Annotated in this window: 14 protein-coding genes; 3 read left to right on the top strand and 11 right to left on the bottom strand. The window is 68.5% G+C overall.

What is annotated here, in order from left to right:
• Nucleotides 1-26: 26 nt before the first annotated feature.
• The 4 genes from ACPTTC_RS34335 to rbsK form a co-directional block, all read right to left on the bottom strand.
• Complete coding sequence (locus ACPTTC_RS34335) at nt 27-671, bottom strand: hypothetical protein (RefSeq protein ID WP_423396556.1); 645 nt, start codon at nt 669-671, stop codon at nt 27-29.
• Nucleotides 672-1,352: 681 nt separating this feature from the next.
• On the bottom strand, nt 1,353-2,297 hold the full coding sequence (locus ACPTTC_RS34330) for a dihydrodipicolinate synthase family protein (RefSeq protein WP_423395814.1): 945 nt from the start codon (nt 2,295-2,297) through the stop codon (nt 1,353-1,355).
• A 44-nt stretch (nt 2,298-2,341) separates the two neighbouring features.
• Nucleotides 2,342-3,661 (bottom strand): MFS transporter, encoded by a 1,320-nt coding sequence (locus ACPTTC_RS34325; RefSeq protein WP_423395813.1) that lies wholly within the window; start codon nt 3,659-3,661, stop codon nt 2,342-2,344.
• A gap of 60 nt (nt 3,662-3,721) precedes the next feature.
• Nucleotides 3,722-4,648, bottom strand: a complete 927-nt coding sequence (gene rbsK / locus ACPTTC_RS34320) for a ribokinase (protein WP_423395812.1) — start codon at nt 4,646-4,648, stop codon at nt 3,722-3,724.
• Nucleotides 4,649-4,886: 238 nt separating this feature from the next.
• On the opposite strand from rbsK, the gene ACPTTC_RS34315 reads away from it, so the two are divergent.
• The gene (locus tag ACPTTC_RS34315; RefSeq protein ID WP_423395811.1) at nt 4,887-5,972 is read left to right on the top strand and encodes a LacI family DNA-binding transcriptional regulator; all 1,086 of its coding nucleotides are present in this window, start codon (nt 4,887-4,889) and stop codon (nt 5,970-5,972) included.
• A 37-nt stretch (nt 5,973-6,009) separates the two neighbouring features.
• On the opposite strand, the gene ACPTTC_RS34310 is transcribed toward ACPTTC_RS34315, so the two are convergent.
• The 4 genes from ACPTTC_RS34310 to ACPTTC_RS34295 form a co-directional block, all read right to left on the bottom strand.
• Nucleotides 6,010-7,080, bottom strand: a complete 1,071-nt coding sequence (locus tag ACPTTC_RS34310; protein ID WP_423395810.1) for a lysozyme inhibitor LprI family protein — start codon at nt 7,078-7,080, stop codon at nt 6,010-6,012.
• Between the two features lie 131 nt (nt 7,081-7,211).
• A complete protein-coding gene (locus ACPTTC_RS34305) occupies nt 7,212-7,553 on the bottom strand; it encodes a GTP-binding protein (protein ID WP_423395809.1) in 342 nt (113 codons plus the stop codon).
• Between the two features lie 49 nt (nt 7,554-7,602).
• Nucleotides 7,603-8,724, bottom strand: coding sequence for a Fic family protein (locus ACPTTC_RS34300; protein WP_423395808.1), 1,122 nt, complete (start codon nt 8,722-8,724; stop codon nt 7,603-7,605).
• A gap of 94 nt (nt 8,725-8,818) precedes the next feature.
• Nucleotides 8,819-9,736, bottom strand: coding sequence for a LysR substrate-binding domain-containing protein (locus tag ACPTTC_RS34295; protein WP_423395807.1), 918 nt, complete (start codon nt 9,734-9,736; stop codon nt 8,819-8,821).
• 128 nt (nt 9,737-9,864) lie between these two features.
• Between ACPTTC_RS34295 and ACPTTC_RS34290 the strand changes: the two genes are divergently transcribed.
• Both ACPTTC_RS34290 and wrbA read left to right on the top strand, forming a co-directional pair.
• On the top strand, nt 9,865-10,590 hold the full coding sequence (locus tag ACPTTC_RS34290; protein WP_423395806.1) for a pirin family protein: 726 nt from the start codon (nt 9,865-9,867) through the stop codon (nt 10,588-10,590).
• A gap of 61 nt (nt 10,591-10,651) precedes the next feature.
• Nucleotides 10,652-11,254 carry an NAD(P)H:quinone oxidoreductase gene (wrbA, locus tag ACPTTC_RS34285; protein ID WP_175957423.1) on the top strand — a complete coding sequence of 201 codons (603 nt, stop codon included), beginning with the start codon at nt 10,652-10,654 and terminating at the stop codon, nt 11,252-11,254.
• An 82-nt stretch (nt 11,255-11,336) separates the two neighbouring features.
• Here the strand turns inward: wrbA and ACPTTC_RS34280 are convergent, their stop codons facing one another.
• The 3 genes from ACPTTC_RS34280 to ACPTTC_RS34270 form a co-directional block, all read right to left on the bottom strand.
• Nucleotides 11,337-11,642 carry a hypothetical protein gene (locus ACPTTC_RS34280; protein WP_175957421.1) on the bottom strand — a complete coding sequence of 102 codons (306 nt, stop codon included), beginning with the start codon at nt 11,640-11,642 and terminating at the stop codon, nt 11,337-11,339.
• Between the two features lie 237 nt (nt 11,643-11,879).
• Nucleotides 11,880-12,614 carry an LrgB family protein gene (locus ACPTTC_RS34275; RefSeq protein WP_423395805.1) on the bottom strand — a complete coding sequence of 245 codons (735 nt, stop codon included), beginning with the start codon at nt 12,612-12,614 and terminating at the stop codon, nt 11,880-11,882.
• Nucleotides 12,611-12,982, bottom strand: a complete 372-nt coding sequence (locus tag ACPTTC_RS34270) for a CidA/LrgA family protein (RefSeq protein ID WP_047853084.1) — start codon at nt 12,980-12,982, stop codon at nt 12,611-12,613. The genes ACPTTC_RS34275 and ACPTTC_RS34270 overlap by 4 nt, the downstream gene beginning before the upstream one ends.
• Nucleotides 12,983-13,048 lie beyond the last annotated feature (66 nt).

Below are 13,048 nucleotides of genomic sequence, written 5' to 3'. Positions count from 1 at the left end.
GCGGTTCGCGCGAACCGGACGCGCCGTCAGCCGAGACCTTCTACCCGATCGGCGAACAAGTCGATCGCACGCGACACCTGACGCCCGAAATAGCCCGGCCGCTCGTGCTCGTAGGCGCGCAGCAGCGACGTGCATTCACGCTCGGCCCAGCGCCACACGGGGCCCTGCTTCGCGAAGACCGGATGCGCGTGCAGCTCGGCCGGTACCGTGTGCTCGTCGTCCCAGCCCCAGAAATACGCCTGGCGCGCACGTGCGAACGGCATCCCCAGATTGCTCGCCACGGTCTCGTCGTGGCGCAGCGTGAAATCGACGATTTCCTTGCGCGCACGGCCGCCGATATCGTGACGCGCCTCGATCCAGCAGTGATACCTCGCCAGCTGCGACAGATGCCGCGCGGTGCGGCGGCGCTCGCGCGTCGTGCACAGCGCATACAGGTTGCCGCCGCCGAAATCCAGCACCTCCCCACCCGCGAACGGCCGGTAAGGCTTGCCGGTCAGCAGTGTCAGCACCTGCGCGCCGACGATCGCGTAGTCGGCACATCGCATGTAGCCGCTGCGCGTCGTCGCTTCCGACACGCTCCGGTGGACGGCCTCGTCAATCACGGCGTGCAGCGTGGCATCTACTGGTGCCGCCAGGATCGGCGGCTGGCTCGTCGTCGTGACGGGGTGCACGGGAAGCGGATGCGGATTCAACGGTTCGTCGGCAAAAAAGCGCTCGGCGGCGCGATATTACGAATCGTTACAAGAAACGGCGGAAGCGTTTGATCAGATTTGTGTGCTTTTGTCGTCCGACGTGGACATGCGCGGGGCAGCGGGTGGGGGTTGCCGCAACCCGCGGGGTACAACGGATCGGTGGGACGAGCGGTGGCGTCGCGCTCGATGCCCGGCGCTTGGCGCCCAGCGCGTGCGGCTTGCGGCTTGGGGCTTGCGGCTTGCGGCTTGCCGGCGGCTCGATCGTGCGATGAGACGAGTGAAGGTGGGGCCGTGCGTCGGCGACACGCCGTCATTCGTGACAACGGACAGCCTGAAACCGGCTGGTCAGTGCGGCGGCCTGACTGCGACAGGCGGCTTAACCACCTTCAACAGCATTGTTGAAAATCCCGACGGATTCGCCGCATTGCACGTTCGGCCTGAACGCCGCGCCGGGTTCACGCCATCCGGGGCAAGGCCGATACACCCCTCGCGCCGCTTGTCGCAACACGTCCGAGACGCATCGCGACAAGCCGGCCGTGCTTGTAGCCACCGTGCGCCGCCACCACGCGCGCCCCGACGAACCCGTGCGATGGCGGCCGCCCGCCCGGCACGCCACCCCACCGCGCCCGGCAAACCTCGAACGGCGCACCGCGTGCCGGGTTACGCGGCGATCCGTCGACGGAAATGCTCGGTCCCGGCCACGATCTTGTCGAGCACCGCATCGAGCGCCCAGAACCGTTCACGCACGTCGTAGTCGATCGCGCGGCAACGGATCGATGCGAAGGTGCCGATCCGCTGGTGATAGAGCTTCGCGAGCGCCGGATACCCCAGCGCCTCCGACACCGCCGAAACGACGAGGAACGTCGAGAGCTCGTCGGCCAGCGCCGGGTTCGTATCCCCTTGCGTGCGCAACCACCGGTACAGGTCCGGATGGAAGTTGGTGAACACGCCGTTGAAGCCGGCGGAACCCGCCTTCATCGCGTCCCAGGCAATCGCGGCGTTCGCGTTGAGGATCTTCAGCGGCGAGCCCTCGGCGAGCGCGACCCGCCGCTTCACCGTCTCCAGGTCGCAGCTCACGTCCTTGAGCATCACGAAGCGGCCCGTGTCGATGCACGCGCGCAGTTCGTCATCCGACAGCAGCCGCCGGTACGGCGCCGGACACTCGTACAGCCCGAGCGGCAGACCCGACGGCAATCGCGCGAGCAGCCGGTGAAGATGGTCGAGCAACGCGGCGCTGCCCTTGCGCTGCGGATCGAGCCGGTTGGTCACGAGCACGACGCCCTGCGCGCCCGATTCGGCCGCCGCGCACAGCTCCTCGGCCTGCGCGTCGAGATCGTCGCTGATGTGCCCGGACGCGACGACGGGCACGCGCCCGGCCACCCGCTCGACCACGAAGCGCGCGAGTTCCGCGCGTTCGGCCAGGCTCAGGAACTGCATCTCGCTCGACTGCGCGACCGCGAACAACGCATCGGCGCCGTGTGCCAGATACCATTCGATGAGCCGCTCGAGCCCGGCGTAGTCGATCGCGCCGGCATCGTCGAACGGCGTCAGCATCACCGGGACGATGCCCTCGATGGTCACGTTCGATTGCTGCGGGTGTTGCATCTGTTTCTCCTTGCTTCAGTGAATGCGGGGCGCCTACCGCGTGCTCAGGCCGGCAACGGCCCGGGCGCCGCGTTCGCGGCCTGCTCGGGAATCGGCTTGCGCACCAGCAGCAGGTACGCCATCGCGCCCGCGAACGCGATCGCCGCGGCCGTCAGCAGCGCCGGCACGAACGACCACTTCTGCGCAATGATGCCCGTCAGGATCGGCGCAAGCGCGCCGCCGACGAAACCGCCGAAATTCTGGATCGCGCCGAGCGACGCGATGCGGCTCGGCGGCGCGGCCGCCGTCGCGAGCGCCCACGAGCAGGCCGACGCCGCGTTGGCGAGAAAGATCACGACCGAAATGCACGCGAGCGCGACCGTGTTGCTCTGCACGAGCGCGGCGGGAATCGTGAATGCCACCATCCCGAGCATCGCGACCACCACCGCATTGCGCCGGCTCACGACCGGCGAACGGCTGCGGCGCGTGACCAGGTCCGACAACCAGCCGGCCAGCAGCGAGCCGACGAATCCGCACAGGAACGGCACCGACGCGGCAAAGCCGGTGCGGATCAGGCTCATGTGCCGCTCCATCGTCAGGTAGCCCGGCAGCCAGGTCAGGTACACCCAGTTCAGGTACACGGAACCGAAATAGCCGATCAGCATCCCCCAGGTCGTGCCGTGCGAGAACAGGCCGCGCCATTCGGCGAACGTCAGCTTCGGCGCCGCGACCGCGCTTTGCGCATCGGCGTCGAGATAATTGCGCTCGGCGGCAGTCAGTTGCGCGCGCACCGGGTCGCGGTACAGCGCGAACCAGGCGACGGCGACGACGAGACCGGCCGCGCCCGTCGCGATGAACGCCCAGCGCCAGTCGAACGACGCGACGAGGATCGACAGCAGCAACGGCGCGAGCGCGGTGCCGAGCGGCGACGCGGCGTTGAAGATCCCGGTCGGCGTGCCGCGCGCGCGCAGCGGAAACCAGTTGCTCACCACCCGCGCGGCCGACGGAAACTGCGGTGCCTCGCCGATGCCGAGCACGATGCGCGCGACGATGAACCAGCCGAACGTCGACACGATGCCGCCCGCCGCCTGTGCGAACGACCACACGATCAAGCCGACCCCGAGCAGCCGGCGCGGCCCGATGCGGTCGACCAGCCCGCCGACCGGGAACTGGCACAGCGCATAGCTCCACGAGAAGGCCGACAGCAGCAGCCCCATCTGTGAGAGCGACAGGCCGAGATCGCCGCGGATCGCCGAGCTTGCGACGGCCAGCGTGCCGCGATCGAGATAGTTGACGATCCCGCTCACCATCAACAGCGCGAGCGCGATGCGTTGTCCGCGCCGGATACGTGGCGGTGCGGGCGGAACGGTCGGGGTTTCGTTCATTGCAGTTGTCTCCATGTCACTGGTATCGGCCGGTTCCGGCCTGTCCGTCTCATGCGGAATTCAGGTTTCCAGGCGCGCCACTTCGTCACGCGTCGGGATCGAGGTCTGTGCGCCGTAGCGCGTCACGCTGATCGCGGCGGCGCGCTGGCCGAAGCCGATCGCGTCGATCATCGATGCGCCACCCGCGCGGGCGGCCGCGAACCCGCCGACGAACGTGTCGCCGGCCGCGGTCGTATCGACGGCGACCACCGACATCGCCCGCAGGCAACCGTTGCCCGCACCGCCGCGCCAGCACACGCCGCGCGCGCCAAGCGTGACCAGCACGTTGCCCACGCCCTTCGCGCATAGCGCATCGGCGGCACGCACGGCGGACGCGTCGTCGCCGACGGCGACGCCGGTCAGCGACTCGGCTTCGGTTTCGTTGACGACGAGGTAGTCGACCCGTGCCAGCAGCGCGTCGAACAGCGGCTGGGCAGGCGCGGGATTGAGCAGCACCGGCGTGTGGTGCGCGGAGGCACAGGCAATGGCGCGCGCGACCGTCGTCACCGGCACTTCGAGCTGGCACACCAGCATCGCGGCCCCGGCGATCGCTTCGCGCGCCGCGTCGATCCGGCCGGCATCGAGACGCGCATTCGCACCGGGCACGACAACGATGCTGTTCGCGCCGCCCTCGTCGACCGTGATCGTGGCCACCCCGGTCGCCGTACCGCCGATCCGGTCGAGATGCGTCACGTCGATGCCCTCTGCCGCCAGCGCGTCGTAGAGGCGCGCACCGAACGCGTCGTCGCCGACGCAGCCGATCATCGCGACCGACGCGCCCAGGCGCGCGGCCGCGACCGCCTGGTTCGCCCCCTTGCCGCCGTGAACGGTCTGGAAATCCGTGCCGAGCAGCGTCTCGCCCGGCACCGGCAGGCGCGGCGCGCGCGTGACGAGGTCGATGTTCACGCTGCCGACAACGGCGATGCGAGGGGGATAGGTGTAGCTCATTTCCGAATGTAACCGCTTACATTTACGACGGACAAAATGGCCGGAACGGCCGTCGTCGATGAAAATTTCACGATATGGATAGAATCCAGGTCTGACATAATAGGAAAGCACGTCAAGATAGCGCTTACATTCTCACAGGGTCGAGCGAGAATGCAAGCGGCGCCACCGTGAATCGAGGGTAAACAATGACGCATTTGACAACACGTGGCGCCGCCACCGCCACGCCGGGAGCCGGCCGATGAGCGCGCCACCGTCCCGCGGCGGCGCGACCCGCGCGCGCCGCGGCAGCGGCCGCTCGGTGCTCGGCGACGTCGCGAAACTGGCCGGCGTGTCGACCGCCACCGTCTCGCGCGTGTACAACGATCCCGGCAAGGTGTCGGCCGACGTGCAGCAGCGCGTGCGCGACGCGGCGCGCACGCTGAACTGGATTCCGAATGCGGCGGGGCGTGCGCTCGCGTCCACGCGCACCCACATCACCGGCGCGATCATTCCGACGCTCGACGACCAGGTGTTCGCATCGCAGGTCGCGGGCATGCAGACGGTCATGGCCGAGCACGGCATCACGCTGTTCCTCGGCTGCTCGAACTACGATCCCGCGCAGGCGCTGGCCCAGGTGCGCGCGATGCTGTCGCGCGGCGTGGAAGCCGTGTCGCTGGTCGGCGAAGCGTATCCGCCGGAACTGTTCGAACTGCTTGCGATGCACCGCGTGCCGTACGTCGTCACTTATGCGTATCGCGACGACAGCCCGCACTGCTGTATCGGCTTCGACAACCGCGCGGCGTTCGCGCGGCTCACCACCCACCTGCTCGACCTCGGCCACCGCGATTTCGCGATCATCATGCAGCCGTCGGCGGACAACGACCGCGTGCAGGCCCGCCTGCGCGGCATTCACGACACGCTGGCCGCGCGCGGGCTCGCGGTACGCCCGGTCCATCAGCACGAAGGCGCGGCCACGATCGCGTTCGGGCGGGCGAGCCTGCGCGCGATCGCCGGCAGCGACGCGGCGACGCGGCCGACGGCCGTGATCTGCGGCAACGATGCGCTCGCGCTGGGCGCGTTGCTCGAGGCGCAGGCGCTCGGCATCGACGTGCCCGCGCAATTGTCGATCACCGGGTTCGACGATATCGCGCTCGCGCGCGAGATCCAGCCGCCGCTGACGACGATGTGGGTCGACACCGACGCGATCGGGCGCCAGGCCGCGCAGGCCTTGCTCGACGCGCTCGAGAACGGCGCAACGGGGCCCGGTCATGCGGTGCAGCCGGAGTTGCGCGCGCGGGAATCGGCTGCGGCGCCGGCGCACGCGCGCGCAGCAAAAAGGAAATGAAGATACGCCGGGCGGCTTCGGCCGCCCGGCCCGCCCGTCACTGCATCACGTCGACCGGCAGCGTCTTGTCGAGATGGTCATGCCACGCCAGGATGGTCTTCGGCACGCGCTTCTTCCACGCCGGCACGTTCGTGTAATAGCGCATCCGGACGTTGTTCTGCGCGTCGAACACGAGCACCCCGATCCACAGATCGTTACCGCGGCGCATCACGATCGCCGCGTTCGTCGTCGCGATGCCGCGCACCCAGTACGACGCCACGTGCGCGTTCAGCCCGTCGAGATCCTTCTCGTCGGTGCCGTAATTGACGATGTCGACGAGCGTCTGGTAATCGGCGCCGAGCAGTGTGTGCGCGGCCGCGTTCTGCGTCGCGTCGTCAACGACCTTGAGGCTCAGCAGGTCGGCCGCCGGCTTCGCCTGGAACTGCGCCTCGGTCACATACTCGCCGCCGTAGAACACGCCCAAGCCGGCGCCGCAATCGACATCCGCGCCGTGTTGCGTGACGCCGATGCGCGCGCCCTTCCGTTCGAAATCGAGCCGGCACCTGTCCTTGCGGTAGGTGCCGCTGTCGCCGTGCAGCACGATGTCACCGTCGAGCTCGCCCGTATTCGCACCGTTGTTGCCGCCCAGCTCGAAATGCAGGCGCGGCGGCGTGCCGGTGAACGTCAGCACGCCGCCGAACGACGGGTTGTCGCTCGTCATGTACCACGTCTGCTGCCAGCGGTCGGCAGCCAGCGGCTTGCCGTTCAGGCTCGCGAGCCGTTCGCGGTAGCGATCGCCCAGGCACGATGCGTCGGCGTCGCACCGGTCGCGCTGCTTGAGCCACTTCAACTGCGCGGCCTTCAGTGCGGCCGTATCGCCGCCTTTTGCGAGCGCCTGCTTCCACGCCGCCGAGAGGTCGCCGTCGAGCTTCGACAGCGCGGCGTCCGCGCAAATGGCCTTCTCGGTTGGTGAAGCGGCTTTCGCGCAGTCGAAGCCGGCCGCGTGCGCGGCGAGCGGCAGCAGTGCCAGCCACGCGGCGGACGCGATGGATCGCAGATGCGTGTGGGATGCATCACGTGCGGGAGGCGCGGCTTGCCCGCGCGCATTCGATCGGTTCTGGATGGTCATCGGCTTGGATCGTTGCTGGATCGCGCGCGTGCAGACGCTATCTGCACGCGGCATTCGAGATAAAAACGGCCGGCCCGGCACGTGGCGCATACGGTTGCTCGCCGAAGCCTAACCCGAATGCGCGACGTCGATCAATCGACGTTCGATGCAGGCGCAACCGTCGAGGCTGCCACGCTGCATCGCATGATGCCGTCACTCAGTGCGGCTTGCACGGCGGCATCGATGAACCCGATGAACACCATCCCGCCGTCTCCTTCGTGCGCGGCCAGCCCTTCGTCTTCCATCGACGAGAACCGGATGCGCCGCGCGGCGGCCTGACAGACGCGCGCAGCGACCGTGCCGTGCGCATCGGCCACGCGCACGACGCCCTTCGCACGCAGGACCATGCGCGGCAACGCCTTCAGCCACGCGCGCAGCCACGCCTTGTCGAGCACGTCCGGCGTGGCAACGGTGACACGCGCGAACGCCGGCATCGCGTCATGTCCGATCGCCCGCGGTACGAACGCGCAAACCCGACAGGCATCAGCCGTCGATCGCCATCAGCTCGTAACTCGTGCTCCGGCCGCCGGACGACGAGCGACGCAGCACGCCGTGCTCGACGAGTTCGGTGATGTCCCGCAGCGCGGTGTCTTGCGAGCACTTCGCAAGCGCTGCCCACTTGGTGGTCGTCAGCTTCCCCTCGAAGCCGTCGAGCAGGCGATTCATGACCTTCACCTGGCGTTCGTTCATCGCGAAGCCCGCACAGCGCTGCCAGAAGCGCGCCTTGACCAGCACCGCGTCGAGTGTCGCGTGCGCGTGATCGATGGCCCTGCCGAGCGCGGTCAGGAACCAGGCGAGCCATTCCGTGACGTCGAGCGACCCGCGCTGCGTCCGCTCCAGCACGTCGTAGTACGCGTTGCGCTCGCGCTGGATTTGCGCCGACAGGCTGTAGAAGCGCTGCGGGCTGCGGTCGGCGCGCGCGAGGACCAGATCCCCGAGCGCGCGCGCAATCCGGCCGTTGCCGTCGTCGAAGGGATGGAGCGTGACGAACCACAGGTGCGCCAGGCCGGCGCGGATCAGCAAGGGCTCGGCCGGTGCGGCATTGAGCCATGCGAGAAAACGCGCGATCTCGCCGGCGACGCGCGCGGCGGGCGGCGCCTCGAAATGCACGCGCTGCCGGCCGATCGGACCGGACACGACCTGCATCGGCCCGGTGGCATCCGTGCGCCAGCCGCCGACCGTGATCCGCGACATCCCCGAGTAGCCGGTCGGGAACAGTGCCGCATGCCATCCGAACAGACGGGCGTCCGTAACCGGCGCCGCCGCATGGGCCGTCGCGTCCAGCACCATGTCGACCACGCCCTCGACGTGACGATCGACCGGCGCCAGTGCGCCGATATCGACCCCGAGCCGGCGAGCGATCGACGACCGGACCGATGCCACGTTCAGGCTTTCGCCCTCGATCGCGCTGGTCTTGACGACGTCCTCCGTCAGCGCGGCCAGGCTGGCCTCGTCGCGCAACGCCAGGCCGACATCCGCCAGCCGCCCGGCCAGCATGCCTTGCGCACGGCTGACGTCGGCAAGCGGCGTCGCCAGTGCGGGGAGGTCGAAGCGCCATGCAGGCCAGTCGGCCGACTCCCAGATGTAGGTGTAATCTCCGCTCATGATGCGGAGATTATCCCACCGATTCCCCGCATGACTCAATATTCTCTGCAAATTATGCGGAGAATAGCACCCTCATTCCCCGCAACCCCGTCCGTTACCGCGCCCGCCCGGCCCCGCCCTTCGCCGCCGGCGCAACCTCGCCGAGCCGTTCCGCGAGAAACCCGATGAACGTGCGCAGCGTGACGAACCCTTCCCGATGCTGCGGAAACACCGCATTGAGCGTGATCGGCGACGGTGCATACGCGTCGAGCACCGGCACGAGCGCGCCGCTGTCGAGCGCCCCGCCGACGATGAAATCCGGTAGCAGCGCGATGCCGAGCCCCGCGATCGCCGCGTCGCGCACCACTTCACCGTTGTTCGCGACGAGCGGCCCCTGCACGTCGAACGTGCGCGCCACGCCGTCGACACGGAATTCCCAGCCGATGCGCCGCTCGCGCCCGTACAGCACGCATGTATGGCCGGCGAGATCGGCCGGCGTCTGCGGCGTGCCGTGCCGCTTCAGGTAGGCGGGGCTCGCGCACGCGACCATCCGCCACGCGCCGAGCGGGCGCGCGATCAACGTCGAATCCTCGAGCGAGCCGATCCGCAGCACGAGATCGAAGCCCTCGCCGATCAGGTCGACGCGCCGGTCGGTCAGGTCGAGATTCAGCCGCACGGCCGGATGCGCGGACAGGAATTCGGCGATCAGCGGCGACACGTGCGTGATCCCGAACGACAGCGGCGCGCTGATTTTCAGCGACCCGTGCAGTTCGGTGCTGCGCACCGACATCGCCTGCTCGGCGTCGGCGATCTCCGCGAGGATCCGCTGCGCGCGCACATAAAACTCCTGCCCTGATTCGGTCACCGCGAGGTTGCGCGTGTTCCGGTGCAACAACCGCACGCCGAGCGACGCCTCCAGCGCCATCGTGCGCCGGCTGACGAACTGCTTGGACAGCATCAGCTGGTCGGCCGCCGCCGTGAAGCTGCCCGCATCGACCGTCGCGACGAAGATCCTCAGATCGTTGAGTTCCATATTGTCCACTCCATAGCGACAGTCATTATCTCTACAGCGATTTATTTGTCAAATCGATTGACCTAAGATGCATCTCAACGAACGGCCGAGCCCACTTCCGAGGTCCGGCGTCTTGAGGAACAAAAATCATGATCGAAATCCGTGCAGCAAACCAACGTGGCCGTGCGGAGCATGGCTGGCTCAGCTCCCGTCATTCGTTTTCGTTCGCGAATTACTACGATCCGAAGCAAGTCGGCTTCTCCGACCTGCTGGTGATCAACGACGACCGCGTCGCCCCGGCCCGCGGCTTCGGCACGCACCCGCACCGCGACATGGAGATCCTGTCGTACGTGCTCGACGGCGCGCTGGAACACAAGGACTCGATGGGCACCGGCTCGGTGATCGTGCCAGGCGACGTGCAGCTGATGAGCGCCGGCACCGGCGTGCGCCACAGCGAGTTCAACCACTCGCCGGAACTGCCGGTCCACTTCCTGCAGATCTGGGTCGGGCCGTCCGAAAAGGGTGCCGAGCCGCGCTATCAGCAGACGAACGTCACGGCCGACGACAAGCGCGGCAAGCTCGCGCTCGTCGTATCGCCGACCGGCGACGCCGGTTCGCTGAAGATCCGGCAGGACACGCGTATCTACGCGGGCCTGTTCGACGGTGATGAACGCGCGACGCTGGAACTGGCGCCGAACCGCTTTGCTTACGTGCACGTGGCACGCGGCAGCGTGACGGTCAACGGTGTGGCGCTCGGCGAAGGCGACGGCGTGCGCATCCGCGACGAACAGGCGCTGACGTTCGCCGACGGGAAGGATGCCGAAGTGCTGGCGTTCGACCTGCGGCCGGTCGAAGTCACGGCCGAGTGGGCATGAAGCCCGTTCGGGAAACCGGGCCCCGCTGAACGCGGGGCCCTTTTAATCGGAGATTCGCAACATGGCCAAGGTACTCGTTCTTTACTACTCGTCCTACGGGCACGTCGAAACGATGGCGCAGCACATCGCGGAAGGCGCACGATCGGTGGCGGGCGTCGAGGTCGCGCTCAAGCGCGTGCCGGAAACGATTCCCGTCGACCAGGCCCGCGCGATCGGCGTGAAGGTCGACCAGGCGGCACCGGTCGCGACGGTGGACGAACTCGCCGACTACGATGCGATCATCTTCGGCACGCCGACCCGCTTCGGCAACATGGCCGGCCAGATGCGCACGTTCCTCGACCAGACCGGCGGCCTGTGGATGAAGGGTGCGCTCGTCGGCAAGATCGGCAGCGTGTTCGCGTCGACCGGCACGCAGCACGGCGGCCAGGAAACGACGATCACGTCGTTCCACACGACGCTGCTGCACCACGGGATGGTGATCGTGGGTGTGCCGTATGCATGCAGCGGCCTCGTCAACATGAACGAAATCACCGGCGGCACACCGTACGGCGCGACCACGCTCGCCGGCGCGGACGGCAGCCGCCAGCCGAGCGCGAACGAGCTCGACATCGCGCGCTACCAGGGCAAGCACGTCGCGGAACTCGCGAGCAAGCTCGCGTCGTAACACGGCGGCCTCGCGGCCCCGCACCCGCACGAACGGCGCCGGTCGATCCGGCGCCGTTCGTGCCGGGTACCGGGTCCGGCCGTTACTGGCCCGACGCCGGGGCGGCCGGCGCCGCCTTCGTCGCGGGCGCCTTCGAGACGGCGTTCTGCGGATAGTTGCTCTGGTCGTTGGTCAGCCGGTAGCCGCTACCCGTGCCGATCGCCTTCAGGTCCGACGCATGCTTCGCCCGGGCGGCCTTGCGGGCGGCCTTCTTCTGCGCCTTGTCGATCTGCTTCTGCGTCGGCGCGGACGCCGGATCCTGCGCGTATGCCGCCGGCGCGGCGGTCAACAGCAGACCGAACGACGCCGTTACTGCCACTGCCACCGAAACCACGCGAGCCTTCTTCATGGCCGGATCTCCTTGTCGATTGTCGATTGTTGGTTGTGGGTCGGACACCGGCGCGCACTCGACCGCTTGCGACAACGGCGCCGATGCAACGTTAGCCGAACAGTATGCACTTGTCCCTGTGCGTTCCTGAATTCTCCCGATAACGGCCACGATACATGCGCACCGCATGCGCCGTCGTTCCGGCGTCCCGCGCGCGCCATCAGGGAAACCGATAACCCGGCGCGGCCCGGCCGGCGCTCAGATCCAGCGCGACAGCACCGGCAGCAGGATCGGCACGACGAAGGCCGTCAGCACGCCGTTCAACCCCATCCCGAGCCCGGCGAACGCGCCGGCCTCCTCGCTGACCTGGAACGCGCGCGCGGTGCCGATCCCGTGCGACGCGACGCCGAGCGCGAACCCGCGCACGGCCGGTTCGTCGACGCGCAGTACGTTGAGGATCCCGCGCGCGCACACGGCCCCGAAGATCCCGGTCGAGATCACGAGCACCGCGGTGAGCGACGGAATCCCGCCGATTTCGGCCGCGACGGCCATCGCGATCGGCGTCGTCGCCGACTTCGGCGCGAGCGACGCGATCGTCTGGTGCGACGCGCCGAACAGCGCCGCGATGCCGACCGCCGACACGATCGCGGTCAGCGAGCCCGCGAGCAGGCCGACCAGCAGCGGCACTGCGGCGCGGCGCAGCTTCGACCACTGGCGGTACAGCGGCAGTGCGAGCGCGACGGTCGCGGGGCCGAGCAGGAAGTGGACGAACTGCGCGCCTTCGAAATATGTCGGATACGGCGTATGGGTGATCGTCAGCAGCACGACGATCAGCGCGACCGCGATCAGCACCGGGTTCGCGAGCGGGTTGAAGCGCGCCCGCGCATAGACGGCCTGCGCGAACAGATAGGCGATCAGCGTGATGGTCAGGCCCAGCAACGGGGTCGCGGCGAGATAGACCCAGATCGCGCCGAGTTTCGGGAAGGCCGTCACGGCGTGCCCTCCGCCGCACCGCCCGCGCGCCGCTGGCGGCGCAGCAGCGCGCGCGTGACGAGCGCGGTCACGGCGATCGCGAGCGTGGTGCTGACGGCCAGCGCGACGACGACCGCGACCGCATCGCCGCGCACGCGGTCGGCCGACACCATGATGCCGACGCCGGCCGGCACGAACAGCAGCGACAGGTGGCGGAGCAGCTCGAGCGCGGTCGGCTCGATCGCGTCTGCCACCTGAGGGCGCAGCATCACGAAGCCGAACAGCAGCAGCATGCCGATCACGGGGCCCGGCACCGGCAGGCCGAACAGGTAGGACACGCCTTCCCCGAGACACTGGAAGGTCAGCAAGACCGCGAACGCCTGCAGCATGAGCCACTTCTCCCGAACGGGGCCGCGCTGCCGGGCGGCCGCACGACCGATGGCCGGCGGCTTGCG

It is taken from the genome of Burkholderia mycopellens (assembly GCF_964265025.1).
Lineage (GTDB): Bacteria > Pseudomonadota > Gammaproteobacteria > Burkholderiales > Burkholderiaceae > Burkholderia.
The sequence above is the reverse complement of the archived record's forward strand: the minus strand, read 5'-3'. Positions and strand labels throughout refer to the sequence as shown.